Origin of the sequence: Undibacterium sp. TC4M20W, from assembly GCF_049340245.1 — a bacterium.
Classification (GTDB): Bacteria; Pseudomonadota; Gammaproteobacteria; order Burkholderiales; family Burkholderiaceae_D; genus Undibacterium.
This window is the reverse complement of record NZ_JBMPPI010000022.1, coordinates 1-25,685: the sequence shown is the minus strand read 5'-3', so window position 1 is coordinate 25,685 and position 25,685 is coordinate 1. Positions and strand designations below refer to the sequence as shown.

Below are 25,685 nucleotides of genomic sequence, written 5' to 3'. Positions count from 1 at the left end.
CAGGCATGAAAGCATCTAATTTCTTTTGCAAGCTGGCATCTTCGACGCTGGTTGTTTGCTGTCTTGTGCAGCCTGCCAGTGCCGCACCTGCCTGGCAGCGTTTGCATCTTCCTGTGCCTGGTCAGCAGGCCGGGTATGATTTTCCGGTGTATGCCAATCATAGGCTCGATGGAAAACTGGATACGATACGTGAAGTCATCATCGTCCAGCATGGCATACAGCGTAATGGCGATGATTATTATGCGGCGGCGATGGCCTTGTTGCAGGCATCTGGCCGCTCCGGGGATGAAGTGCTGGTGATTGCGCCTAATTTTCCGGGCAAACCTGATACCGGCTTTGATGGCATGCCGGTCTGGTCTGTGCAGGGCTGGACTGGCGGTGACTCTGCCTTGCCGGGCACAGGCACGCAGGCGGGTTTGAGTTCATTGCAGGTCATCGATGATATCGCCCAACTACTGGCCGACAAGTCGCGTCTGCCTCAGCTAAAGAAAATCACTTTCGCCGGGCATTCTGGTGGCGGGCAATTGATACACCGTTATGCTGTCCTGAATCATGTGGATGAAGCCTTGCGGGCGCGGGGGCTGGATGTGCAATATGTGGTGGCGAATCCCTCATCGTATCTGTATTTCACGCCTGAGCGACCAGCATCCACTGGTTTTGCGCTTTACGATAAATCAGTGTGCCCCGCCTATGATGACTACCGCTATGGCATGCAAAACATGGTGCCCTATGCCAAGGGCATGACTGGCCTGGATTTATACAGCCGTCACCTGCAAAGACAGGTCACTTATCTGGTTGGCAGCTTGGATACTGATCCGAACCACCGCGTACTCGACAAGTCTTGCGGTGCCGAGGCAGAAGGGCCAACGCGCTATGACCGTGCCCATGCTTACTGGGCCTATGAACAATACCTGGGCAAGCAAACTCCAGTCGCCAAAGCCCTGCCAGCCAGCAACCATCATTACCTCGATGTGGACGGCGTAGGGCATGACCAAACAAGAATGTTCGGTTCGCAATGCGGGGTGAAATTGCTGTTTGGCGACAAGGCCGCAGTGGATAAACAGGCCGCGCAATGCAAACCTGTAAAACCATAAAAAAATGCCCTCAGACTACAAGGGCATTGTAAAGAGCAACTCCAGATGGGGACCTGGAGTACTACCGGGTAGGGTTCATGTGGGGCTTCTTCAAACGCACTCCATGTCTGCAGAGTAACGATGCGCGCTTGAAAAAATCCCGCATGAGTAAAAAAATCGTGAATGCTTAATTGTGTATGCTTATTTTTATGCTCAATTTTGTATAATTAATCGACCTTAGCGGTGCATGCGGTTACTCGCTTCTATCAATTCATTGTAGGCCTTGGTGACTTTTTCCTGGCTGCCTTCTACCATCCAGGCTGAACCTGGCTTGAGCATCATCTTGTCGCCTTCACTGTAGGGCACTTTGTCACGGATGCGGCGCACGCGTTCTTTGGCGGCTTTGCGATATTCTTCGCTGGCTCTCTCCAGGCTGGACCAGCCGCTGGCGGCACTTTCACTATTCTTTTTGACATAGGCTATCGCTTCGTCAGTCAGGCTTTCATACTCGGCCAGTGCCTTGGCCGCAGTGGCTGCATCGAATTTCTCTTCACCTATCAGGCGTATCAGGTGCTTGGCCTTGCTCATCAGGGCCATTTGCAGATAGGGTAACTGGCGGCCCTCGTTTTTTTCAAGTTGCTGCATTTCTGCATCGAGTACCTTGTCGTTCTCTGCTTCGATTTCATCAGAAAAGACATTGCTCTTTTCTTCAAACAGCTTCATCGCTGCTGCCAGCGGCGCATGCATTTTTTTGCCCTTGGCAAAGGCATCATCCTTGTAGTTGTCGCGGCTGTAATACTGGTCGGCATCGGCAACCAGTGTGCCCAACTCTGCCAGGCTGTTGATGTAAGCCGTAGCCGCCACATCAAGTTTGCCCGGTGCTGCCTTGCCTGCCTGGGCAAAGCTGGCCTGGCATTTGGCTATCTCATCGACATCGATTTTATACAGGCCATACACCACGTTTTCTTTTCCGCTGGGGCCAGTTTCCATGTTCTTGACCCAGCTCGCGTAACGCGCAATGCTGCGATGGGCATTTCTGTCGAGCTGGTTATAGCAGGCGATGTAATCTTGCAGTTTGTCTGAACCGCTTGCTGTGGGGGCAGAGGCCGCTGCGGGCGCAGTAACAGGAACAGGCGCAACTTGTACCTGACTGGCGGCAACCGGCTGGGTTGCTGTCGTTGCGGGCGCATTGTCGGTATTTTTGCTGCACGCGGTAGCCAGCAAGACCAGACCCAGGCCCGCCAGCGTGCGCGTTCGCATTGTCGTACATATTGTCGTACGCATGTTTGTTGAGATTGCAGATACAGCAGTGTGAGGCAAAGTCATGCTAGTCAAGTTCAGATTGGGTGGGCCATCTTAGCCGCTTGATGTTTTTAAAGTTGCAACAATTTGTATCCATTTGTGTGTTTGGTTGCACTGTATTTTGTTTCTGCATTTTTATGCACCACTGGTAGGTTTCTGGCGATGAACGGTCATGTGACTGCTGTATTTTTTGACTACTATTCAGTGGCTCAACGCGGCACTGTTGCTGTGCTCTTCTCACCCTTTCACAATCGAAAGTGAATTCACCATGTCAAAGAAAATTCCGGTTGCATGCGCAGCCGTGGGCTTGCTCGCCCTTGCGCTATCCTCTGCGTTTGCCCAGACCAGTAGCGTTACAAACACCTCACTTCCTGATGTCAGTATCAGCAGCACGGTTGATACTGTGCAGAGCAATGTTCCCGTCACTTTCGGCCAGACTTTTGCCGTCGGTGATGTGCCAGCCGGTGCCAGTCTGGCAGGTCAGCTCAGCAGCGGGGTGGGCATTTCATTGCAGGTCGATGTCAAGGCCAGGCATGCCGATGGCTCGGTGCGCCATGCCATTATCAGCACGGTCTTGCCGCAACTGAGCAAGAGTGCGCCGCAAAGCCTGCAATTGAAACTGGCTCCTCTGGCACCACCTGCAAACCAGGTTGCCAAGCCTGCCGATTTGCTCAATGCCGGTTTCAATGGTAGCGTGAATATCACGATAGCGGGCAGGTTGTATACCGCGTCAATTGACCAGGCGCTCAGGAGTGGCAAGGTGCAAGACTGGCTCAGTGGTTCACAAACGGGTGAATGGCTGGTGTCTGCGCCGCTGTATGATTCCACTGGTTTGACCCATCCGCATCTGCATGCGCGCTTTGCAATACGCTCTTATACCGGCTATAGCAAGGCCAGGGTCGATATGACGATAGAAAATGACTGGGCCTATCAACCTGCACCGCAAAATTTTATTTATGATGCCGAGGTTGTCATCGGTGGCCAGAGCGTGTTTTCACAAGCCAATCTGACGCATTTTCATCACACCCGCTGGCGCAAGACTTTCTGGTGGGGCAATGCACCGCAAACCCATATCGCCCATAACAAGGCCTACCTCATCGCCAGCAAGGCCGTGCCCAATTATGACCAGCGCATAGCCATTTCCGAGACAGCGTTGAACAATATGAAAAACCTCATGAGCGGCGTCAAGTTCCAGCCCATGGGGCCGGGCCTGGCGGAACCTGGCATGCCCACTACTGGTGGCAGGCCGGATATTGGCCTCATGCCTGGCTGGTCTGCCGCGTACCTGCTAAGCATGGACAAGCGCGCCAAAGACGCCACACTGGCGACGGCAGACCTGGCTGGCAGCTGGTCTGCCCATTACCGCGATCAAAAGACCGACAAGCCCATCAGCCTGCATGATTATCCTTACATGACCATACTTGGTAATCCGGGTGACACCTACAACCCTGCCACCAGGCAGCGCGAGGCTTTCCCGGTCTGTGGCGGTACTTGCAGCAACCCTAATATTGCAGATGCTGCGCATACACCAGCCTTCAGCTACCTGCCTTACCTGGTCACAGGTGATTATTATCACCTTGAGGAAATGCAGTTCTGGGCCATGTGGGATGTGTTCCAGACCAACCCCGGTTATCGCGCCAATGTCCAGGGCCTGATCTTCCAGTCGAACGTGCGTGTGCAGGCCTGGGATATACGCAACCTGGCCGAGACCGCCTATATTACGCCTGACAACGATGTACTCAAGGCCGAGTTCACCAGGATATTGTCGAACAATCTGGATTACTACAACACCACCTATAGCAATAATGCGACAGCCAATATCTTTGGTGCCATCACCGGCCCGGGTGCGATTGTTTACAACAGCAATATCGGTATAGCACCGTGGATGGATGACTTCTTCACCTCGGCAGCCGGGCGTGCTGCTGAACTGGGCTTCAGCAAGGCCCAGCCACTACTGAGCTGGAAAGCCAGGTTCCCGGTGAACCGCATGCTGGCACCTGATTACTGCTGGATTTTTGGCGGCATCTACAGCCTTAACCTCAGGGCAAGCGCGACTGCACCCTTGTACACCACGTTTGGGCAGGCGTATGAGGCCAGTCGTAATCCTGTCGTGGCTGGCATGGCCTGCAATAGCCCGGAAATGGCAAAAGCGCTGGGATTGAAGGTGGGTGAGATGACAGGTTATTCAAGCATAGCTACCGGCTATCCATCGAACATGCAGCCCGCCCTGGCGTATGCAGCAGATTCTGGTTTTACTGGCGGTGCCGCAGCCTGGCAAAAATTCATGCAACGCAGTGTCTTGCCTGATTACACTGCATTGCCAGAATTTGCGATCGTGCCGCGTAGTGGACTGGCGGCGCGCTAGTATCGCTGTTATTACAGACCGAAATTAAAAGGTGGATAGCTGTCTGCTCATCCACCTTTTCCATTCCATGATTGCTCAGAGCGGACTTGGCAAAAATGGATGCGGATCAAGATCACATCTGCCCGGCTTCAATCGGGATCACCAGATTCACTTCATCAGGTAAGACCGGCAGGTAAGCGGTCATGCCAAATTCACTGCGCTTGATGGTAGCCGATGCTTCAGCACCACACCAGAATTTCTTCAGCAGCGGATGAGGGGCGCATTTGAACTGACTTACCGTCAAAGTGACAGGCCTGCTCACTCCCAATAGTGTCAACTTGCCTTCGACAGTAGTGATCGCTGTTCCAATATATTTTACGCTGCTGGATTTGAAAGTCATGCTCGGGAATTGTTCAACGTTGAAAAAGTTCTTGCCTTTCAATTCGGTATCGCGCTCCGCCCAGTTTGAGTTAAGACTGCTGGTCTCTATCGTGATGTCGACAGATCCTGTCTTCTTTTCCTGGTCTATAGTAATGTCACCTGTGACTTTATTGAAAGTACCGCGTTCTATTGAATAGCCAAGATGACCAATTTCGTAATAAGGAGATAGAATACCCGTTAACGCTGGTTGATGAAACCTTGCTCCTTGACGGCAAGCAGCTGCTATGGGTAAACGACTCGAATGCAGCCTTGCTTGCAGCCCTGACAGGCTTGGGCATATTGTCTACGTATGAATTCCTGGCACGTGAACATTTGCTGAGCGGTGCATTGGTGCCTGTCTTACCGCATTGGAGCAGTGAGGCATTGCCAGTGCATATTGCCTTTAGCTCCAATAAAAATATGGCCCGAAAGACCCGTGCTTTTGTAGATTGGACGGTAGAGATTTTTAACGATTTCCTGAAGACGTCTAAAGCGGGTTTCTTTTGACTGGCTTTACAAGATGTTTCGCTATTCCTGATCTTGGGTTATTCCAGCGCAGCAGGAAACACCGGCAGTTTGTCAAAATCTTCGATCACATGCTGTCTGATGATGCGCGCCTTGTTCTTGCTGGCCAGGGCTTCTGCATAATCCATGGATTGCAAAGTCTGTGTTTTGCTGAAGTTATAGATGGGGATCAATCTGCGTTCTTGTGATTCCTTGACGATCCACAAGTCACCCGTCAGCAGAACGGCGCCACTGGCCGCAGTTTTTATTAGCAGGATGGTATGTCCTGCCGTGTGTCCAGGTGCGTGATGTATCGTCACCGTGCCATCGCCAAATACGTCAAAGGGGCGCTGGGCAGGCATGATAATTTTCCTGGTGGATTTGAGTTTGTCATAGTGCACGCTCTCACCACGTTGTTTTGCGGTGGCGGAAAAAGCATTCTTTAATTCATTCTTGTCGACTATCCATGTGGAACCTGCAAACAAATTGCCATTGCCCGCATGGTCAAAGTGCAGATGTGAAAAGGATACGTACTTGAACCCTGCCGGGCTCAAGCCTATCAGGGCAAGTTGTTGTGACAGCGTCTGCTTTAGTGTAAAGCGAAATGCTGCTCCCGGGGCCGGTGTCTTGTCTCTGGTGCTGTCTGGCAAACCTGTGTCCCACATCAGGTCACCGCGCGGGTGCCGGATCACGAAGCAGGGGACGACTGATTTTCCGGGGACGCCCTTCAATGAACCATCGTCAGCGAGAAAGTCCATATCTGTCATTTCTACCCGGCCACAGTCCAGTGCATACAACTTGACACCGATTCCTGGGGAAGTATCAATTGCAGTCGTCGTTGCCAAAGCAGGCGATGCGTTGGCAAATACCATGCCACAAATAATGACCAGACTGGCTGCAAGCTTGTGCAGTTGATGAGGTAGTGATATCTGTAATTTACCTGCCATGTGATTCTTCATTGTTGACCTTGTGAAAGTGCCTAATTTTTTAAAATTTGAAGAGCCATGGACTTCTCAAAAATTATGCTTGGTTTAACAGCGACGCATCGGCTTCAGACCAACTACGACTCAGATCCAGTTTCAATTTCTTGACTTCAGCCTCACGGCCTTGCGCAGTCGCGACGTGGATCAGTCCTTGCAGTGCCCAGCCGCATGCAGGATGTTGAGTGAGATATTTGTGGTAAGTCTGTTCAGCATCCGGCCATAGTTGTACCCGCATCTGCATGTTGGCGAGTGCCAGCATGCTGTTATCTGCCAAGATTGGTGGCTGGGCGTGCTCCAGATATTCAGCAAATATGCTTGCTGACTTTTGGTGCCGCAGTGCTGCCTCCGTCTTGCCCTCTGCCAGCGCCACTTCTGCACGCAATTGCTCACGCGTGACCAATGCCAGGTTGCACATGGTCTTGTCCAGTGGTTCATCTTTTGCGTGCGAGCCAGCGATGGTGCTGGCAATGGGCTCCAGCCTTTTCATCGCATCTGTTGCACAGGCCAGATTACCCATGCGTGCAAAAGCTACACCTCTGGCAAAAAAATACAAGATAGCGGCGATTCCTCTTCTGCCTTGGGCAACAGGTTCTTGAAAAAGTTCATCCCAGCGTTGCAGCCGCAATAACATCAGCAAGGGACGACTGCGTACCAGCTCAGCAAATTCTCCATTTGCATGCATTTCTTCCATGGCAGAGATACGCGTGACATCCAGTGCAGCCTGGCCACGACCTTGCTTTAACAATACATGCCATGCTAGAACTTCGTCACTGGTGGACGAGTGCTTATTTTTTGGATTTCCTCGTTTGGATACATTTATATCGGTCGTTGATATCTGGGTAGTGACCGGTATCTTGAGATTGATCTGACTACCATCTTCTTTGCTGCCGGGGTGAATATCTATATTTACAAGCATGTGGTAAAAAATCCGAAGGAGTTTTTTTGCTTTAGTGTCTACTGCTACATCCAGTGCAAGGGATGCGATAGTCTATAAAGACAGATGCATCCTGCGTAATAAAGAAATGCCGGGTGCATCCGCGAGGTACTGTATACACAGTTTTTATGAAGTCAGCGCTTCGTTCATTTACCTGAAACGCTGCAATTACTGCCAGAACTGCAATTGACCGTTGTGGTATTGCCATTGCTGGTCGTCGTCACTGGAGTTCCTGCAACAACGTTATTATTGGTGCTTGACGTACCATTGGCATTGCCTGGTGTTGGCAATGCCGGGCGTACAGGTGGCGGTGGTGGCGTTGCTGTCACCGGACGTGTTGGTGGTGCTGGCGGAACCGGGCCAGCATTCGCCGGTGACAACAAAATTCCATGGGCGAGCGCGATGACAACGGCGCAATTAATAATGACTTTCATAGGTACTCCTGATAAATTTTTAAATGCCAATGACGGATCAGCCGCTTGCTAAGAGCATCAACTGCCGTCATTATGTTTACCGCTGATTGCTTGCTCGCTCCTTTCCTCCGTTTGACGATCATTGAATGTGCAAGACATCTGCAACGTATCTGCAGCTCATCTGCAGCTTAGGCCCCCGGTTTCATGAAGCCCAGATTTTTTACCGTAAAATTGGCAAGGTCAGGCAGCGTGCTACCCAACTGGCTGTTGGGCAAAAACCAGTCCAGTACCGTGGCCGCATATTGGTTGACCGATGTTGTAGGGATGAACTGGCCTTTTGCATTTGGCCCACTGCCTTTGTCGTCAGCGCCACCGAGTGCATAGTCGGGCCAGGTGCCGTAGGATTTTTGTCCACGCACGGCACCTCCCAGCACAAGCTGGCAATTACCCCACGCATGGTCAGTACCATTGCTACTGTTTGGTTTTAACGAACGCCCAAAGTCAGACGCCGTCATGACAGTGACCTTGTCGGACAAGCCCATCAGCCGCATGGTGCTGGTAAAACCCGCCAGGGCTTCTGACATATCGCGCAATAAAATGGGATGTCTTTGCAACTGGTTGGAATGGGTATCAAAATCCCCTGTTCCCACACAGATAATGTCGCGTACACCGCCCAGTTTTGAACGGGCACTGATTATGGTGGCAGCACGTCGCAGATGCCTTACAAAGCCTACGTCCCTGGCTGATGCAAACCCTGCCGCAATTTCAGCTGCAGGCGTACCTGAAAATAATGGGCTGATGGTTTCATTGACATCGATGGTAGATTTTTCCTGGTCACCCCAGGCCTTGACGAACTCTGAAGTGCTAGCTGTGGCTGAACCAACCAGCATCTTGATGAGGTCCAGCCGCGATGTCGTCGTTACACCAGATTGTTTGATGGCATTGTCGTCATAACTGAGCGCAGTACCAGACAAACGCAATTGCGCAACCCTTGGTGCCTGGCCCCAGCGTTTGTCACCTGCAAATGAGTATGATTTGCCTATGCCCGCATTTTGCAAGGCACGGCCACCCCAGCCACTTTGTACCTTGGGGTCACCCATGGCATTGTGCCAGCAGTTCTGTTGTCCGCCATGGTCAAACAGTTGATTCGGGATCTGGCTGCTGTCACCATCCCTGACCAGACCGGCATATTCAGCCTTGGTAACAGGCCTGACCAAAGGGCCCACATTCGTGATGATGGCCATGCTCTTGTCATTCCAGAAGGATTGCAATGGTTTCATGGATGGATGCATGCCCAGATGTTCTGGCCCATCCAGTGGAATCAGCAACCCATTATCGCCACCAATACCTGCATCGCCAGCATTGCGGCGCAACGCCACGCCGTCGGCACCTCCTCTGGACTGGTTGTATATTTTATAAATTGCCTCATCCATGGGCACAAAGCAATTGAAACCATCATTGCCTCCCACCATATAGACATAAATAAGCGCCTTGTAGTCATTACTCTGTGCATTTGCATCGGTATATGAAAATACTGAAACGCCGGTAGCCATGCTGCCTATCGTCGAAGCAACGCCAGTCTTTAAAAAATTTCTACGATTCATAGGGATGCTCCTTAGCGTTGAATTTGATAGTACCCAGACTTGCGGATCAGATACAGAGCCAGCTTCACACGCTCGGTTAAATAATCGCTCTTATAGGTCTTCACGAGTTTGCCGTTATTGGCCGTATCGCTGGCTGGCGTCCATTTGCTGATGGCATCAACGATGGTTTTGATATCCGCCTCAGGCAAGCCACCTGCAGCAAAGGCGGCGTTCATCCAGCGTACCAGGCTGTTTGCGTCTGCTGCCTGCGCGACCAGGCTTTTGTATTCCAGCCTGGTGCCCAAATCCCATGGAGAGTTGTAGCGCTGCTGGCCATCTGCAGCGAGAGGACATTTGCCATTTGAGCGCTTAAGGCCGGTATCGCAATCAGGCAAGATGCCTGTACCTTCGTTGTACTGGTCAAAGACCAGATAATTATCAAAATTGGCGCGTGCAAAAAGCTCGTTGGCACCGTTGATTTCAAACTCTGGTCCGACCAGCTTGTTTAGGTTGGCGCCTGGCAATGACGCATCTGGTTTAAAGAAATTGAATACGGTTGGCGAATCAAAAACCAGTTGCCCCAGATCTTCACCTGCACTATGTCGCCCCATCTGGCGACCATCAGTGACAGAGCCTTCCAGAGCACGGAATAAGGAGCTCATGTAGACGATAGGTTCCTTGAGCTTGCCAAAGGCAGGGTCAGCGGCGCTGGCGCTGTCGCGTGCTTCCGGGTCAAGCAAGATGGCGGCGATAACAGCCTTCATATCACCTCGCTTACCTGCTCCTATATCTCCAAATTTGCCGCTATCAAATGCATCTGCCACACGGCTTACATAGGCTGGCTTGGGGTTGCTGGTCACCAGGCGCTGTATCAGGAGCTTGCTGATGAAGGGGCTGACGTTAGGGTGCGCCTGCACTGCCTGCAGGGCCGCATCAAAGGCCTGTTTCGCGTTGCGCGACGCGGGTATCGTTACATCAGATAACAGCAGACGCTTGTCACCCCTGGAGATGGCCGCGGGATCATCGTGCTTGGCATCGATGAGCACCATAGGCCCTGCATAGTAAGAATTGTTCCAGGAATTGGGGTTGCGGGTGGTGTAGCGCGAGTAACCGCCCGCAGGGTAGGTCAGGCCAGAAAACGCATAGGCGTAGTTCAATGCGATTTCTTCTGTATAGGTAGGCTTGCACTTGTTTTGCTGCAAGCTGCCATCATGATTCAGCAGGCAGGGGCCGACGGAGAACAATTGTAAAAATTCACGGCCATAATTCTGATTTGGGTCCACGCCATCATTATTGACAGAGTTGATGAAGTCGCCAGTGACCGGGCTGAGCGAAAATGATCGCAAGATATCAAAGTAATTGCCAAAAGCCTGGTCGCGGAAAATCTGCTGATGAATGCGCATGCCATAGGTGTGATCAGAGTCTTCACCCATGCCAACGAGAATTTCGGACAGTGCTAACGCGACCCGGCCACGCAATTGATCATCTGCATTGATGGCCTGACGATAGAATTCCCACACCAGCGGGTCGCTGGTCATATTGTCGCGTCCGCAGTGATCTGCCGTGAAGTGTTCATCGAAGTTGCTACCGCCTGCACAACCGCCGGATACTTTATCGATGAATTCATTGCCGACCGTGTATTGCGTGGGGGTCTTTCCAAACTGATTGATAATCCATTGCCTTGCACCTGATTGCTGGATTTCTGCCAGACCTTTCAGCGTGGGGCCGAACGTCGCCTGGTGCATCAGGCGCGATGCATCTGCCAGAGATTGCAGATCGGCCCCACCTAATGAGCTTGCCACTCCCGCTGCGATGGGGGGAGGTGCTGCTTTTCCCCCTTTGTCTCCCTGGTTTGAACTGCTGCTGGAGCCACAGCCAGCCAGATAGAACGCCAGCAGCGGCGAAGTCAGAAAGATAATCGTCATTCGACTTGATAATATTTTTTTCACTTATGAACTCCTCGTTTTAAAGCCATTGAGACGGATGAGGTAAAACTTCAGCAGATAATTTCTTGTTCTACGCACCTATGAAGAACAAGCCAATAAAAACGCATTACGATCTTTGCATTCCTTAATGTTTTAATGTCTAAGCATATCAATCAGAAAATCAGATAAATGATTTCACCTATTTCTTGAATTCAGAAAGTAAGTGGACCAATAGATCAAAAGCAGATTTGCGAACATATAAAAAAGAGCGTAAAAAACTGCGGAACTGAAATTGACCGGTTCACTCTAAGTAGGGCAATTTTTCAAACGGCATCACTGTTCTTTAATGAGCGCAGACAGCAAATGAAGCTTGATGCAAGCAATGCGTCTTTCAGCTATTTACTTGCTGAGGCGCAACGGTACATAATTGCCAACCTTGTTTCAAGGAGCCACCAAGTTGTAATCAAGTCACCAAGAGGTAACCATGCGGCAACAAATATTGAGCGACGCCTTCCTGGCCGATTGCCCCATCATCGAAGTTCTGGACCAGTTGTCTGACAAGTGGTCAGTGCTCGTCATGGCACGTGTAGTCAAATCACCCATACGATTTAATGAGCTGAAAAGAGACATGCGAGGCATCAGCCAAAAAGTATTGGCACAAACTTTAAAGAAGCTCGTGCGCTTCGGTTTGATAGAGAGAACCGCATATGCCACTGTGCCAGTGACGGTGGAATATGAGATTACCCCGCTAGGCATATCGCTTGCTGCCATCATCAATGAACTGCGCATCTGGTCTGTGAAGCATTGCGTGCAGATACGTGCAGCACAAAAAAAATTTGACGCAGAGCACAAGCAACTGGAAGATTGAAGTGCCGTCCAACGGCTTGTGCTCGCATACAAAAAATGGATCGTCCAGCAAATGACGGGTCTTAATCGGGATATTTGGAAACAAATTGGTTTTGTTGTTACACAATACTTACAAATCCCCCATCTTGCCTAGGTACCCAATCAAGGTTCTTGTGATGAGTGAGTGGCTCAGCCTGTGTGATTTCGATGCATATCTCGGAAATTGGGCACATGGTGAGTACTAAGGAACTATTCATTCAGACGGCAATGCCCGCACGGTATAAAACTCGCTGGCGATTTTCCAGTGGCCATTGATCTTCAGCAGGTGCAGCAGCTTCCAGCCAAAGCCACCTTTTTGGGTGCCTGCTTCCTTGGTCACAAAATCCAGCGACACTTGCGCCAGTGCGCCATCCTGTTTGATATCGACATTGTAAAAAGCCTGCTCCAGCTTGCGCCCGCTGGAAAATACACTCTGGCGAAAATCCGCATAACGGCGGGTATCGATGCTAGCGCCAGTATTGGCGATATCTGCGACGCCACGCACCGCCATGAAAGGCACTTGCTCATCCAGTAGCAGCGTGGCAAAGGTCTTGCCATCACCCGTGCTGACAGACGTCGTATAGCTGTTCAGCAAACGCGCTATGGCCTGTTTGTCTTCAGCGCTGTTGAGGTAATGGGATTGAAAATCGACAGGGGAGGGGACAGCGGCGGTAGCAGGATTGGTCATGGTCATAGTGCTTGCTATAGTGATGGTCAGGATGAAAGTGAGGGCAGTGCGGGGTAACAATTTCATGGTGGGTTTCCTTCAAAAGACTGCATTCGGCTACTATAGTGAGCTGAGACCCATTAATAAATCGAATATTCATAATGCAAGGTATTACAAAGCCTAATGATTGATCGCCGCCCATGAAAAACCTCGACATAGGCTTGCTCAGGACCTTTTTGCACGTCGCAGAGACGCGCAGCATGAGCTTTGCCGCGCAAAGGTTGCACATGACGCAGGGCGCTGTCAGCCAGCAAATCAAGCGGCTGGAAGACATGATCGGCAAGCGCGTGCTGGACAGGGCCAGGTCTGGTGTCAGCCTGACAGCGGAAGGACAGGTCTTGCTGCAAAAGGCGCGCAGCCTGGTAGAAATGAATGACGCCATCCTCGCATCAATGATGCTGGCCGAAGTAGCAGGCACAGTGCGCCTCGGTGTGCCGCATGACCTGATGGTCATGCACCTGCCGAATATCCTGCCTGCCTTTGTCAAAGCCTATCCGCAGGTAGAGATATCCCTGCTCGCAGGTTCATCCACTGAGTTGATGAAAAACTTTGACAGCGGCCTGCTGGATCTGGCCATCATTGAAGCACCTGCTGGCTCTGCTCAAGGAGAGCTGCTGGCACTGGAAAGACCAGTCTGGGCAGGCAAGCGCGATGGCAGTGCCTGGCAAAAACGGCCATTGCCGATTTGCCTGGTGTCAGAAACCTGCGTCTTCAAACCCACGGTAGTGCGCGAACTCGCCAGGGCCAGCATAGACTGGCGCAATGTCGTCGATTACCCCAGCATGGAAGCCATCAGCGCTACCGTGCAGGCAGACCTGGCCGTGACAGCCTTGCTGCCATCAACGGTGCCGCCGGGGCTGGATATATTCGGCGAAGAGGCTGGCTTGCCATTGCTCGATGAGTTTGCCATCAGCCTGCGCATGCCCGCGCATGGGGCCAGTGCAGCGAGCATGGCGCTGGCGGAAGCGATACGCACCGCCTACGCATTTACCCAATACGATAGCTGAGTTTTTCAATGCGCCAGCAATGCTTGCGTATGAAATTAATGTGTCATACCACCCCAAGTGCAATCGCGCATTGGGCAGAATCGACGATAGTCGTAGCCGCAGGGCGCGGATTCCAGTCCAGCATGCGCTTTGCCTTGTCGGACGTAAAAACATGTTTGCGACCCAGCAATGGCGTGACAAATTGCATGGGGCGATTAAATAGCGCGACAGTGCGAAACAAAAAATCTGCCATTGCCTTTGTTGGTACTTTCTGTGCGCTGTTCCCGAGGTTTGACCGCAAGACCCCGGCAATCTCGGCCAGCCACATCCATTCGCTGGCGGCGATATAGCGCTCACCTGCGGCCTCGGGGGCAAGCATGGCGCTGATGTGCAGATCAACTACGTCACGGACATCAACGACACAGAAACCCAGCTGCGGCAATCTGGGCAGGCTGCCGCTCAGCATGCGTTGCATCAGATTCAGTGAGTGTGAGTAATGCGCACTGAAAACCGGTCCAAGCACGGCAGCCGGAAGTATGGTCGTTAGCGTTGTTGGCCCGGATTGGCCAGACATGAAATCCCATGCTGCGCGCTCTGCGAGGGTTTTGGCGAGACGGTAAGGTCCGAGCATGGCATCACTTGTATCAGTCCACAGGCTTTCATCGAAAATGCCATCAGCACTGTTCATCGCTGGCCTGCAAGCTTCAATGGCAGAGGTCATCACTACGCGCCGAACCTTTGCCTGGCAGGCGGCACGGAGCACGCGCAAAGCGCCATTACGGGTTGGCGCGATCAGCACTTCTGGATCACGTGGTGCATCAACACCCACCGGCGCGGCAACATGGATTACATAGTCGCAGCCAGCAACGGCATCATCCCATCCGGCGTCGTTGTTAAGATCCGCAACGAAAAATGTCAGCCTTGTATCGCCATCAGGCTGTGCCCGTAGCTGATCTGATATTTGCGTACGTAAAAGCGCTACTTTGGCGGCGCTACGTACAGTTGTGCGCACAAGGTAGCCGCGCTTCAATAATTCAACAACGGTCCAGCCCGCAATAAAACCGCTGCCACCAGTCACTAAAACAGTTTTCATTATCGTTCCTTTATTTAAATGTTTGACTAGTCAGTCATTAAAAATTCAAAAAAAATCAGCTGATCACGCGCCACAATGCTTCAAACCCGGTCTGGCTATGCGTCGCTGCGTTGGCAGGATCCTGGATCATGAAATCCATCGTGGCATCTGCCAATGAGTTCATGATTCCAACAAAAAAGCCCATGGGCGCATAGCGTAAAGAACCTCTGCTACGGCATTGCTCCATCAAGCCAGCGATACCTGCCATGGCCTGATGCCCTGCGATGCGATTGGCAGGCGTGATTTCTTCCGAAACGCTCAGTTGCGCCAGCGCCCGTCGCTTTTCAGGGTTGACACTTGCCCATTCCATCCAGTTTGTCCATAAATGAAATACCTGATCGCGCAGCCCGGTTGCAGGCAGCCCATTCATTGCAGCAGTGGCCATCTCGTTCTTCAATTCGAGATAGAGTGCATTAAATAAATCTGCTTTGGTCTCGAAATAAGTGAACAAGGAACCATTGGATACACCAGCGGTTTTGGCGATGATGGATGTTGGTGCACTCAGTCCCTGGCTGACAATCAAACCAGTTGCTGCCACCATGATGGCATTACGCTTGTCCTCACTTCTTGGTCTGGCCATTCCTGTTTTCCTGAGATTTTTTTGTATAATATAGAAGAGTGCTTAGTCAGTCAATAATATGTTTTTCCATTTTCGAACATGCAATTTCAAAACTAAAGCGGTATGCGCGCTGATCACACACCAACATACACAGGCAAACTCAACAAACCTTCGAGCTTGTCCACCGTACCAGGAATACGCTCCAGACGCGGGTAGCGCAGTGAGCCGGTATAGTTGATCGCAACGGTACGCGTTTTCCCATCCGCCATAAAAGTCAGCTCTATCCGCCTCCTTTGATACGGCAGCAGCCTTGGTCGCCTGTTTCAATACAATATCCGAAAACGCTTCCTTAACCACGTTCAGTTTCGTAGGTTGGGCTACGTCTCATCAGCCCAACACTCGGCTTATAAATTACGTATTCGTTTATCAAAGGCCCAGTGTTGGGCTGGTAAACCGTAGCCCAACCTACGTGTTTGATGAGGCCCGGCCCACCCGCAATCACCCACCCACATAAACAGGCAAACTCAACAAGCCTTCGAGCTTGTCTACCGTACCAGGAATACGCTCCAGACGCGGGTAGCGCAGCGAGCCGGTATAGTTGATCGCAACAGTACGCGTTTTACCATCCGCCATGAAAGTCAGCGCTATCGCCTCCTTCGATACCGCTGCCGCCTTGATGGCCTGCTTCAATACCGTATCCGAATACGCTTCCTTGCCCACGTTCAGCAAGCGCGCACCCAGGCTGATGCCAGCGCGAAAGGCCGGGCCTTCCCATGTCACGCTGTTGACCACGCCCTTGCTATTGACGGTCAGGCCCAGCGAATGAGAAAAATCCGTCGCGCCTGCATCCACTTCCATCTTCGTGAAATAGTCTGTGGGTTCATCGGTGTAAATCAGGCGATAGCCGCTGCGTGTCAGGCCATCCAGTGCATGGCTGGTATCATGGGCTTGCAGACGGGTGGTGAAATAGGTGGCCCAGTCATAAGGCACGAGTTGGTTCAGGCCCTTGCAGATATCCGCAAAGGTATAGGTGCTGATGGCACTGTTCGCCTTGCCGCCACCAAAGAACTTGCCAGCAAAATCAGCCAGGCCAAATTTGCCGGATGAACGTTCGCGCATCAGCATCTCTACATCCAGCCACAGCATCACACCTTCGACGTAATAATCTTCCCGGCGCTGCCAGTCGCGCCAGCGCACTGCGGCCTTGCCGCCTGCCATATAGATGGGGTCTATCGTGCTGTCTTGCAGTGACTTCCATTGCCTGCCCACGCGGGCGCTGACAAAGGCGGCATCCATCGCCAGTGCATCCAGACTTTGCTGGCGCGTCATGAAACCCAGGTGCGAAGTCAGTATGCGGCCCCAGAATTCTGTCTGCCCCTCATACATCCACAGCAGGCTGCCGCGCATGGGCAGGTTGAGGTTGGGCGTCCATAAATCGGCAGGCTGGCGGTAGCGGCCATTCCAGGCATGGGCATATTCATGCGGATGCAGGCTGGCAATGCGTAATTGTGCATCGGCATTCGCGAAAAAATCAGCGGGCAGATTAATCTCTGTCGATTCTGAATGCTCGGCACCACCGCCAGAAAATATCGTATCCGACAACGTCACCAGAAAATCAAAATGCGGATAAGGCTGACCCTTAAACAGTTTAGGAACAACCGCCACCATGGCCTGATACCTGGCCAAAAATTCTGGCGTGATGGCAATCGCAGCCTCAGAGTCGCCCAACATATTCAAACGTACCGGCACAGCCGCACCCGCAGGCGTGAGTTCTACCCGTTTGAAATACCGCCCTGCATAGACAGGCGCATCCATGAGTTTGTCAACACTGCTTTGTTTGAAGCTGATCTGCTTGCCCTTGACTGCATCGCTATCCAGCGAAGTGGCGAATTGAAAATTCTCAGGCAGGGTGAGGGAGGCGGTGCTGGCAATATTGCGCAGATACCAGCCCGCCGGATACAGCGCCAGCTTTGACCATTGCAATTTCAATATGTCTGGCGACAAACCACGGCTGGCTGGCAGTATCTGGAAATCCAGCTTCAGTTCACGCGCAGTTTTTGGCACGGTGATATGAAAAGCATACGGGTTCACCGCATCACGTTGCCATTCCAGCTTTGTATCACCTGCCATGATGCTCAAACCTGCCAGGTCTGCGACCGTTTGCGTAGCTGCATGGCTGGTGGTCTCCCATTCAGGATACAGCAAGACCATGTGGCCACTTTTTTGCACGGGTATGCTTTGCCGCACACGGATGATCTTGTGCACCGTATCCGAGGCATCCACATCCAGTTTCATGACACCATGAAATATCCGGTCACGCGGCGCTTCTATCTGTGGCGCAGGCATTGCTGCTTTAGGGCCTGTGTCAGCATGCACCAGTTCTGTAACAGCGATCTGCGAAAAAGTCAGGATGAGGGCGGGCAGTATTTTAGTCATGGGCAATCTGTTAACAAAAATTCTCGATAAGTTTGCACCTAATGTTGTGCACTTAAGTCTTCAGAGTGTCAGGCCATTTTTAAGGCATAAAGTTCCATCACAAACACGCTTGCTAACATGCTTAACTCAAGGCACGGCTGAATTGCCGCAAGTCTTCAGCATAAGCCTGCGTTTGCTCCCATGCCGGGAAATGCCCTCCTCGAGCTGGGCTGGTGTATTGGACAAGATTATAAAAACGCGCTGCCCATTCTCTGGGGGCGACTACTAGCTCCTTCGGCCACATGCATACCGCCGTCGGCACGCTGACCCTGTCGCTCAACTGCAAGGCCGGACGAAAGTGACGCGCCTCATAGTAATACCGCATGGACGAGCCTATGGTTTGCGTAGCCCAGTACAGCAGCAGGTTATCCAGCAGCATCTGCTCAGGGAAAACTTCAAACAGATTGTCACCGGCATCGCTCCAGTTCCTGAATTTTTCCAGTATCCAGCTCGTCAGGCCCAGCGGTGAGTCATTCAGCGCATAGGCCAGGGTTTGCGGTCTGGTTGCCTGCAAATGCAGGTAGGCACCTTCCTTGTCGCTCCATTGTTTTACTCTGTCCATATAAGCCAGCTCTGCCTTGCTAAGGTCAGTGGCACTGGCTATGCCCGGTGGCTCTACCACTGCCGACAGATGTATGCCCTTGATGGCCTGCGGATATTTCAGTGCCATGCGGGTTGCCACACCTGCACCAACGTCTGTACCGGATACCATATAGGTGCTGTAACCCAGCCCCTCATGCATGAGGCGGTGAAACAGGTCTATGGTCTGCACCTGCTTGGGTATGGACGGGCGCTCAGACAAACCAAAGCCGGGATGGGCAGGGAGGATCACATCAAAGGCATCTTCATCATTACCTCCATAGCTGCCAGGATCAGCCAGCATGGGCGCGAGCCGGGTGTATTCGACAAAGCTAGAAGGCCAGCCATTGCTCAGCAGCAGCGGTTGCGGCTTTTTAGTTTTACTCCTGCCCTTGAAATATAAAAAATGAATATGAAAACCATCTATCTCAGCCTGGTAGTGTGGCAGCGCATTGAGCCTGCTTATCGCCTCATTGATGTCATACCGCGTTTGCCAAAAATCGATCAGATGGCGTAGCGGCTGCGTGGACGTGCCATATGACCAGTCATCGACAATGGCATCTGCCCAGCGTGCATTGCTTAATCTTTGCATGAGGTCATTTGCTTGCGAGGCGTCTAATGGTGCATGCCATGGTGTGATTTTCATTTTGGGTCCTTGCTGTTTATATTCAGACTGAGGTGCTGGCTGGCCTGTGGATTGTTCAGCACTTATCCCCAGCGCAGTGGCGAGCAAAAACTGGCGGCGATGCATACTGTTTTCTGTAAAGTCCTCTGGTCTGGTAAGATTAATTTAATTAAGTGCATCTCAAAAGCAATCATTTTTAATGAATTGGTAAGCATAGCTAATCAATAATGCGTATTCCTTTGCAATTCCTCCCTGCTTTTCGTGCCGCTGCCCAGTTGCAGAGTTTGCGTGCTGCTGCTTCACTGTTGAACCTGACACCCAGCGCCATCAGCCAGCAGATCAGCGCGCTGGAGCAGCAGCTAGGGTTTGCCTTGTTTGAAAGACAGGGCAGGCGGGTTTTGTTGAATGCGGCTGGCAAGATTTTCCTGCAAAGCGTAGATGCAGCACTGGATGGGCTGGAAGCCGGTGCCAGGGCCGCCAGGGCTGGAGAAAGCGCCGGTGCCGACACCGTGCTGCGCCTCACTGTTGTGCCCTCGTTTGCCCAGCGCTGGTTGTTGCCACGCATAGGCCACTGGCGCGAACGTCACCCGAATATCCGCCTGAGTATTGAAGCTACCCAGCAAAGCCGTGACTTGCAGTCGCAAGACCTGCATGCCGGCATACGCTTTGGTAACGGCCATTGGCAGGGGCTGGAGGCTGAGATGTTGTCAGACCTGGACTTGCCCCTGCTGGTGGTCGGCTCACCTCATGCAGCGCACAGGCTCAAGGATTACACAGCAGAACAAATCGCCCGCGAACCCCTGCTGGGCGACCCGCTGGTATGGCAGCGCTGGCTGGATGCAGCAGGCATCAAGGGCAAGGTCGTGCCGGTTGCCAGCTTTGCCGAGACTGGCCTCATGTTGCAGGCCGCAGAGCATGACCTGGGGCTGGCGCTGGCCCGTGGCGTATATACGGTGGATGCGCTGGTAAATGGCAATCTGGTGCAAGTCTCGCAAGTGATCGCCCGGCACGATGTGCGGCAACGCTATTATCTCGTCTATCCACCCGCACTGCGCAACTGGGCACCCTTGCTGCATTTGCGTGCATGGCTCTTTGAAGAATTGCAGGAGTCACGCAAGCAAATGGTCGCCATGGGCATCATGCCTGAGTCTTTATCTTAACCATGCCGGCACAGGCCCTGCATCGTTGGCATACATATCCCACACACTGTTTTCTGGTGCTGAGCTTGCGGCGGCGACCATGGCTGCGGCCAGATCAGGCCTTGCTATTGTGCGCTTCATGTCTATGCGGTGTTTAGCCTGGGATGACAGCATGGCTGCTGTTGCTGGCCTGATTGCAGCTTTTGCCGCTTCTGCATTTGTTGCAAGATCAGTTTTTACATCAACGAGCCGAGGTGCACGCACGATCACATACGGCAAGCTACTCTCCTTCAATGCCTGTTCCCTGTCTTGCACATTTTTTTGCATGCCGGGTTTAACCAGGTTCAACATATGCCACACCATGGATGACTGATCTGGCCCCATAACCGAGAGCAAGACAATGCGTGGTGGTTTTGCATGACGCTGTACACCATTCAGCACATTCACGAAGCCATCAAACATCACCGAGCGTATCAGCTGTTTTGACGCAAATGCTTTGTGGATATCTACCGTAAAAAATACTGCTTCCAGCTCACCCGCGAGTGCTGCGGCAATGGCTTCCGGCTTGCCCACATCGGCAACGACAGGCTTGATAAATTCTGTTGCTGCGGGCGGCTTGCGTGCAATGGCACGCACAGTGTGACCCTGACTGGCCAGCAAACGGGTGATGGCCAAACCTGTGCCGCTGCTGGCACCGACTACTGCGTATTCTTTCATCATATTATTCTCTTTTCTTTTATTGATTTATTTTGTTTATATGTTTTTCAAGATATCTACCAACTGGCCATTCATGACAGGCGCGCTGGCAATAAAATTCGGGCTGGATAAAGTCCAGGGCTGGCCTGTCCAGTCTGTTACCTGACCACCGGCTTCTGTCACCAGCAAGGCACCGCTGACGAGGCCGGACAAGACATTGCCGTGCTGCCAGAATGCATCGAGTTGTCCGCTGGCGACCTGTACCAGTTGCATGGTGGCAGGCACAGCCATGCGCACCAGCAGCGCATGTTCCAGCATGGCCGTAACAGACTGGCCTATCTTGCTGTAAGCCAGCTTGCCTTCACCCGGTGTTGCCTGGCCAGTGCTGACCAGGGCCGCTGCCAGGGTGGGTTTTTGTGATACATGCAGAGGCTGGCCGTTCAGATAAGCACCGCCACCGCGCACTGCCGTATACAGCTTTGCTGCCAGCGGCTCAGCGACTACTGTCAGCACAGGTACATTGTCACGTACCAGTGTTGCCGTCACTGCCCATTCAGTCGTACCGTGGATATGGTTGACATTGCCTTCTGCCGGGTCAGCCACCCACCATTCACCCTCAGGCAGGGGGCCGCTGGATTTTTCATCATCCAGCCATTGCGCACCTGGGCGCACAGCCAGTAAAGACTCACGCAATTGCGCCGTCACGGCAGTGTCATTGTCTTCTATCATCGTCAGCAGTTGCGGCAAGTCAGCGGGACGTGCATCTGGCTTGAAACGCTGGAGCAACAAGTCAGCCGCATGGCGCACGGCGATGACGGTAGCGTTTAATAACTGTTGATCGTTTTCATATTGTGTTTGCATGATTATTTGCCTTCCTTGAGTTCATTGTGTTCGTTGTGTTCAACAAAGTAGAGATATAATATGAGTTATCGCTCATATTGGAAACTCGCATTCATGACCAAGCCCATCAAGAAGGCCGCCACCCCGCTGGCCCCTCGTAAAAGCCCCACACAAGCCCGCTCTGTCGCTACCGTAGAAGCCATATTGCAAGCTGCTGCTCACATTCTCGAAACTGAAGGCCTCAGTGCCTGTTCCACCAATGCCGTGGCAAGAAAGGCTGGCGTCAGCATAGGTTCGCTGTATCAGTACTTCCCTTCAAAAGACGCAATCAGCAGGGCGCTGATACTGGAACAAACCACCGCACTGGTTGAAGATGCCGAGAAAATAGATCTGCAGCAGGGTGGCCGCAAGGCACTGGAAGACTTGATCGATGTCGCCATCATCCATCAGCTAAAAAGACCGGCGCTGGCAAAAATACTCGATGCAGAAGAACTTCGCCTGCCCGTCGCCGCAGACCTCAAACGCCAATCCGCCCGCCTGCGCAAAACCGTGCACGACATACTCTCTCAGGCTGATATGCCAGAAGGTGCAAACGATGCAGAAGTCATGGCCGATTTAATGGGCATCATCAAGGGTCTGGTCGATGCAGCAGGCGCGCGTGCTGGGTCAGACTCCCCTGCCAGTGCCACCAATTTGCGCAAGCGGGTGAGAAGGGCGGTGTTTGGGTATCTGGATGCGGGGGAATGAATGCTCGTACTGACAGCGGTCTCTTAAGCTGAAGCCATAGCAGATTGAGGCGATTTGCTCTGGTAGAGTGCGCCATGCGCACCATCTTAGATGCATGCAGATATCACTGCGCGCGAAGTCATTGTTTCTAAAAAATTGCTGATAATGCGAGCGGTGCGCACGGCGCACCCTACTTGGGTAAGCTCATCGCGGAAGCAGAAATAAATTTGCAGCCTCAAGTATTTCTCTGTGTCTCTGTGCCTCTGTGGTGAGCTTTCAGGTCTTATGCTTTTTCGTTTACCCGCCTGAACGTGTTGCAGCAGGTCGAATCCTTTTCTGGGGTATCGTTGCAATATACAGCCAGCGACCTGAACTTTAGTCTGGTTCACATAAACACAAAACAGGCATATCATTCATCTGGCTTTCGTGTATCAAGAATCATGGTCAAGCTGGCGCTTAAGCAGAACTTTACTACCTTGCCAGATTGCCGTAACTGAAAATACCTGATAAGCCGTAATGAAGGGCAAGACTACCGCATCGTGTGATCAACTTTCGAGAAATAAGCACCATGAATCCATCATTGAAACCAGCCGTGTTCTTATGTACAGCCATCGCGCTTGCCAGTTCCCCCTGTGCCTATGCAGCCGATAAACCTGCTGCTCCCGCAGACCTGGCGCTCTCCTGCCAGAATCCGGTAAAGAAAGGCGATACCGCACAAAGCCTGAAGAAACGCTATCCAGGAAACACCACGGTGCAGGAAGTGGATGGCGCGGAAGGGGCAACTCAAAAAGTACTGGTGCTTTATCCCCAAAACCTGATGAAGCCCTACAGGGTAGAAGTGTACTTTGATGATGACGCAATGACCCGCCTTGTTTCCGTCAATATTAATGTCGAAAAAAGTCAGTGGACTTATCAAGGCTTGAAGATACTCGATTCCATCCAGGCAGTAGAAAAACAGAACGGCAAACCGTTCACCCTGTACGGCTTTGGCTGGGATTACGGCGGCCACGTCACCAGCTTCAATGATGGCGTTTTTTCAAAACCGTCTGGCGACTGCACCCCGCATTTCCGCTTTCAGCTACGTACTGATAAAAATGCACCCAAGGCCATACTTGGCGAACAAAAAATCAAATCTAGCCTGCCTGCAGTAATCCAGGCACAGCCTTATCTGAGCGAAATATCACTCGACTTTGTTGAGCAGAAATAGTGAGGAAATTCGCAAGGTGCAGAAGCCCCCGTAGGTACGATTAGCAAAGCGTAATCGTACAAAACCGTGTCCCCAAGAAATGAAAAGATCGCAAGCATGCAGTTCAATGCCGAAATAATTCGATAGCATCTCTATGTCCAATCAATAAGTTGTTATAGGGTCTTACATTCGTATATTTCACATCACTGAAATATATGAATGTAAGACTCTTATTATTTTGTGTTTTTGCAATGATTTTTGACTGGCGGATAATAAATCGTGGATATAATGCCAGCACACATTATGCAAGCATGATGCTGATATCAAACAAGACAAAATAAAACAAAGAAGGGGAAGCCGTGCTCATCATCTGGGGGAAAACACATGTACGCAAAAATATTGGCTATGCTGCCGATTTTTGCCCTATTTGCCGCGGGCCGCAGGTATTCAAGCTCATCCGCGTTGGCCTGGCCAGCCACGTGTATTACATTACCTCAGGCGACGGGGAACTGGTCAGCCATGATCGCGAATGCCAGCAATGCAAAACGCTGCTCAATGCCAATCCTGATGGGTATCTGACACTGTCCAAGAAAAAACAGTCGCTGGCTGAGCTGATGAAGACGACTTTCCCAAGCTTGCCGGAAGTGTATAAAGACAGGCTGGACCTCGAAGAAAAAGTCATGAAAACCCCAGCCCTGCTGACGCCGCAAGAGCGCGCCATCATGATCAGGACACCCTTCCATCTCTTGTCGCCTCTGGTAGAATTGCGCTTGGGGCAGACCCACTTAGACATGGGCATCAGCCTGGCACTACTGGGTTCGTTTTTTCTCGTTACCATCGTCCCTGTATTGTTAACAAAAATCCTGCCCTTTGATGAAGCTATCATCTTCCTTGCCTGCGCTATCATCGCCTTGCTGGTGATCGGCTGGCAAGTGCTCACAGCAGGCGGCCGCTATGTCAAACGCCGCATCATCCCCGTCCTCGGCCCCAACTTGAAACCCTTGCGGCCGACAGAAAGCGAACTGAAATCAGCGCTGGCAGAATTGAAGACAGACCGGAAAAAAATGGCAACGAGATTGAAGATTGCGGATTTGCAAAAATATTTTTGAAGGACTGCACATTTTTTTAAAGCATGGCCGAAAATTTTGTAACGCCGCGTAGATACTGTTATTCCAGTCAAGCTAAATGCAAGCTAGCATCGAATGGCTTTCCGGACTTCAACACCCCCAAAGCGACATGTATCAACTTTCTCATCATAGCGCCAATAATGAGCTTGGCAGGTTTCCCGGCTGCGGCTAATCGTTGTCGGAAGACCTTACCCCAGGTGGTTCGATGCAGAGTTACCATGGCGGGCATATAGAGTGCTTTGCGAATAAACGTATGCCCAACCTTTGACATTTTTGCTTTGCGACAAATACTGCTGCCGGACTCATGCTGCTCTGGGTCAAGACCTGCAAAGGCAACAGCCTTCTTTACAGAAGAAAAACGTTCAGCGTCTGCATAATACGAAAGCAGTACAGCGATCGTGCGCTCGCCGAGCCCAGGAACACTGTCTAATAATTTTTGCTTATCTTTTAAATCTGGATCATTATTCATATGATTGTTGATCGACCGGTTCAGTGACTTGATTTCTTTCTCCAGCCACTCAA

General features: G+C 51.8%; 25 protein-coding genes. 9 read left to right on the top strand and 16 right to left on the bottom strand.

All coding sequences use genetic code 11. The features are described from left to right. Nucleotides 1-5 precede the first annotated feature (5 nt). Complete coding sequence (locus ACO0LL_RS21810; protein WP_422952921.1) at nucleotides 6-1,094, top strand: hypothetical protein; 1,089 nt, start codon at nucleotides 6-8, stop codon at nucleotides 1,092-1,094. A gap of 216 nt (nucleotides 1,095-1,310) precedes the next feature. On the opposite strand, the gene ACO0LL_RS21805 is transcribed toward ACO0LL_RS21810, so the two are convergent. Beyond that, nucleotides 1,311-2,357 carry a YiiG family protein gene (locus ACO0LL_RS21805; protein WP_422952920.1) on the bottom strand — a complete coding sequence of 349 codons (1,047 nt, stop codon included), beginning with the start codon at nucleotides 2,355-2,357 and terminating at the stop codon, nucleotides 1,311-1,313. 286 nt (nucleotides 2,358-2,643) lie between these two features. Between ACO0LL_RS21805 and ACO0LL_RS21800 the strand changes: the two genes are divergently transcribed. Further along, entirely contained in the window at nucleotides 2,644-4,740 is a 2,097-nt protein-coding gene (locus ACO0LL_RS21800) for a hypothetical protein (RefSeq protein WP_422952919.1), read from the top strand. Nucleotides 4,741-4,852: 112 nt separating this feature from the next. On the opposite strand, the gene ACO0LL_RS21795 is transcribed toward ACO0LL_RS21800, so the two are convergent. After that, nucleotides 4,853-5,254, bottom strand: a complete 402-nt coding sequence (locus tag ACO0LL_RS21795; RefSeq protein ID WP_422952994.1) for a YceI family protein — start codon at nucleotides 5,252-5,254, stop codon at nucleotides 4,853-4,855. Between the two features lie 35 nt (nucleotides 5,255-5,289). Here ACO0LL_RS21795 and ACO0LL_RS21790 point away from each other — a divergent pair, with 35 nt between their 5' ends. Further along, the gene (locus ACO0LL_RS21790; RefSeq protein WP_422952918.1) at nucleotides 5,290-5,646 is read left to right on the top strand and encodes a LysR substrate-binding domain-containing protein; all 357 of its coding nucleotides are present in this window, start codon (nucleotides 5,290-5,292) and stop codon (nucleotides 5,644-5,646) included. Between the two features lie 38 nt (nucleotides 5,647-5,684). Here the strand turns inward: ACO0LL_RS21790 and ACO0LL_RS21785 are convergent, their stop codons facing one another. The 5 genes from ACO0LL_RS21785 to ACO0LL_RS21765 form a co-directional block, all read right to left on the bottom strand. Then, nucleotides 5,685-6,590: an N-acyl homoserine lactonase family protein gene (locus ACO0LL_RS21785; protein ID WP_422952917.1), complete on the bottom strand. Its 906-nt coding sequence runs from the start codon at nucleotides 6,588-6,590 to the stop codon at nucleotides 5,685-5,687. A gap of 73 nt (nucleotides 6,591-6,663) precedes the next feature. Further along, nucleotides 6,664-7,542 (bottom strand): hypothetical protein, encoded by an 879-nt coding sequence (locus ACO0LL_RS21780; RefSeq protein ID WP_422952916.1) that lies wholly within the window; start codon nucleotides 7,540-7,542, stop codon nucleotides 6,664-6,666. Between the two features lie 164 nt (nucleotides 7,543-7,706). Beyond that, nucleotides 7,707-7,994 carry a hypothetical protein gene (locus tag ACO0LL_RS21775; protein ID WP_422952915.1) on the bottom strand — a complete coding sequence of 96 codons (288 nt, stop codon included), beginning with the start codon at nucleotides 7,992-7,994 and terminating at the stop codon, nucleotides 7,707-7,709. A gap of 167 nt (nucleotides 7,995-8,161) precedes the next feature. Then, the gene (locus ACO0LL_RS21770) at nucleotides 8,162-9,577 is read right to left on the bottom strand and encodes a DUF1501 domain-containing protein (protein WP_422952914.1); all 1,416 of its coding nucleotides are present in this window, start codon (nucleotides 9,575-9,577) and stop codon (nucleotides 8,162-8,164) included. A gap of 11 nt (nucleotides 9,578-9,588) precedes the next feature. Next, a complete protein-coding gene (locus ACO0LL_RS21765; protein WP_422952913.1) occupies nucleotides 9,589-11,481 on the bottom strand; it encodes a DUF1800 family protein in 1,893 nt (630 codons plus the stop codon). 484 nt (nucleotides 11,482-11,965) lie between these two features. Between ACO0LL_RS21765 and ACO0LL_RS21760 the strand changes: the two genes are divergently transcribed. Beyond that, on the top strand, nucleotides 11,966-12,349 hold the full coding sequence (locus tag ACO0LL_RS21760; RefSeq protein ID WP_422952912.1) for a winged helix-turn-helix transcriptional regulator: 384 nt from the start codon (nucleotides 11,966-11,968) through the stop codon (nucleotides 12,347-12,349). 231 nt (nucleotides 12,350-12,580) lie between these two features. On the opposite strand, the gene ACO0LL_RS21755 is transcribed toward ACO0LL_RS21760, so the two are convergent. Then, on the bottom strand, nucleotides 12,581-13,120 hold the full coding sequence (locus ACO0LL_RS21755; protein WP_422952911.1) for a hypothetical protein: 540 nt from the start codon (nucleotides 13,118-13,120) through the stop codon (nucleotides 12,581-12,583). A 113-nt stretch (nucleotides 13,121-13,233) separates the two neighbouring features. Between ACO0LL_RS21755 and ACO0LL_RS21750 the strand changes: the two genes are divergently transcribed. Further along, nucleotides 13,234-14,100 carry a LysR family transcriptional regulator gene (locus tag ACO0LL_RS21750; protein ID WP_422952910.1) on the top strand — a complete coding sequence of 289 codons (867 nt, stop codon included), beginning with the start codon at nucleotides 13,234-13,236 and terminating at the stop codon, nucleotides 14,098-14,100. 43 nt (nucleotides 14,101-14,143) lie between these two features. Here ACO0LL_RS21750 and ACO0LL_RS21745 read toward each other — a convergent pair whose 3' ends face one another. From ACO0LL_RS21745 to ACO0LL_RS21725, 5 genes are all read right to left on the bottom strand, one after another. Beyond that, on the bottom strand, nucleotides 14,144-15,172 hold the full coding sequence (locus ACO0LL_RS21745) for an NAD-dependent epimerase/dehydratase family protein (protein ID WP_422952909.1): 1,029 nt from the start codon (nucleotides 15,170-15,172) through the stop codon (nucleotides 14,144-14,146). A 55-nt stretch (nucleotides 15,173-15,227) separates the two neighbouring features. Further along, nucleotides 15,228-15,791, bottom strand: coding sequence for a TetR/AcrR family transcriptional regulator (locus ACO0LL_RS21740; RefSeq protein WP_422952908.1), 564 nt, complete (start codon nucleotides 15,789-15,791; stop codon nucleotides 15,228-15,230). A gap of 113 nt (nucleotides 15,792-15,904) precedes the next feature. Further along, nucleotides 15,905-16,039 (bottom strand): hypothetical protein, encoded by a 135-nt coding sequence (locus tag ACO0LL_RS21735; RefSeq protein ID WP_422952907.1) that lies wholly within the window; start codon nucleotides 16,037-16,039, stop codon nucleotides 15,905-15,907. A gap of 229 nt (nucleotides 16,040-16,268) precedes the next feature. Further along, nucleotides 16,269-18,206: a peptidase M61 gene (locus tag ACO0LL_RS21730; RefSeq protein ID WP_422952906.1), complete on the bottom strand. Its 1,938-nt coding sequence runs from the start codon at nucleotides 18,204-18,206 to the stop codon at nucleotides 16,269-16,271. A gap of 121 nt (nucleotides 18,207-18,327) precedes the next feature. Further along, nucleotides 18,328-19,470, bottom strand: a complete 1,143-nt coding sequence (locus ACO0LL_RS21725) for an epoxide hydrolase family protein (RefSeq protein ID WP_422952905.1) — start codon at nucleotides 19,468-19,470, stop codon at nucleotides 18,328-18,330. 206 nt (nucleotides 19,471-19,676) lie between these two features. Here ACO0LL_RS21725 and ACO0LL_RS21720 point away from each other — a divergent pair, with 206 nt between their 5' ends. Further along, on the top strand, nucleotides 19,677-20,609 hold the full coding sequence (locus tag ACO0LL_RS21720; RefSeq protein ID WP_422952904.1) for a LysR substrate-binding domain-containing protein: 933 nt from the start codon (nucleotides 19,677-19,679) through the stop codon (nucleotides 20,607-20,609). Here the strand turns inward: ACO0LL_RS21720 and ACO0LL_RS21715 are convergent. Next, complete coding sequence (locus ACO0LL_RS21715; RefSeq protein WP_422952903.1) at nucleotides 20,601-21,308, bottom strand: NAD(P)H-binding protein; 708 nt, start codon at nucleotides 21,306-21,308, stop codon at nucleotides 20,601-20,603. The genes ACO0LL_RS21720 and ACO0LL_RS21715 overlap by 9 nt on opposite strands. A gap of 33 nt (nucleotides 21,309-21,341) precedes the next feature. After that, the gene (locus tag ACO0LL_RS21710) at nucleotides 21,342-22,145 is read right to left on the bottom strand and encodes an inositol monophosphatase family protein (protein ID WP_422952901.1); all 804 of its coding nucleotides are present in this window, start codon (nucleotides 22,143-22,145) and stop codon (nucleotides 21,342-21,344) included. A 60-nt stretch (nucleotides 22,146-22,205) separates the two neighbouring features. On the opposite strand from ACO0LL_RS21710, the gene ACO0LL_RS21705 reads away from it, so the two are divergent. The 3 genes from ACO0LL_RS21705 (at nucleotide 22,206) to ACO0LL_RS21695 (ending at nucleotide 25,145) form a co-directional block, all read left to right on the top strand. Next, nucleotides 22,206-22,871 carry a TetR/AcrR family transcriptional regulator gene (locus ACO0LL_RS21705; RefSeq protein ID WP_422952900.1) on the top strand — a complete coding sequence of 222 codons (666 nt, stop codon included), beginning with the start codon at nucleotides 22,206-22,208 and terminating at the stop codon, nucleotides 22,869-22,871. 547 nt (nucleotides 22,872-23,418) lie between these two features. Then, nucleotides 23,419-24,057: a hypothetical protein gene (locus ACO0LL_RS21700; protein WP_422952899.1), complete on the top strand. Its 639-nt coding sequence runs from the start codon at nucleotides 23,419-23,421 to the stop codon at nucleotides 24,055-24,057. Nucleotides 24,058-24,395: 338 nt separating this feature from the next. Then, nucleotides 24,396-25,145 carry a hypothetical protein gene (locus ACO0LL_RS21695; RefSeq protein WP_422952898.1) on the top strand — a complete coding sequence of 250 codons (750 nt, stop codon included), beginning with the start codon at nucleotides 24,396-24,398 and terminating at the stop codon, nucleotides 25,143-25,145. Nucleotides 25,146-25,212: 67 nt separating this feature from the next. Here the strand turns inward: ACO0LL_RS21695 and ACO0LL_RS21690 are convergent. After that, nucleotides 25,213-25,685: transposase (locus ACO0LL_RS21690; protein ID WP_422952897.1), on the bottom strand; the 473-nt coding region annotated here is incomplete at its 5' end.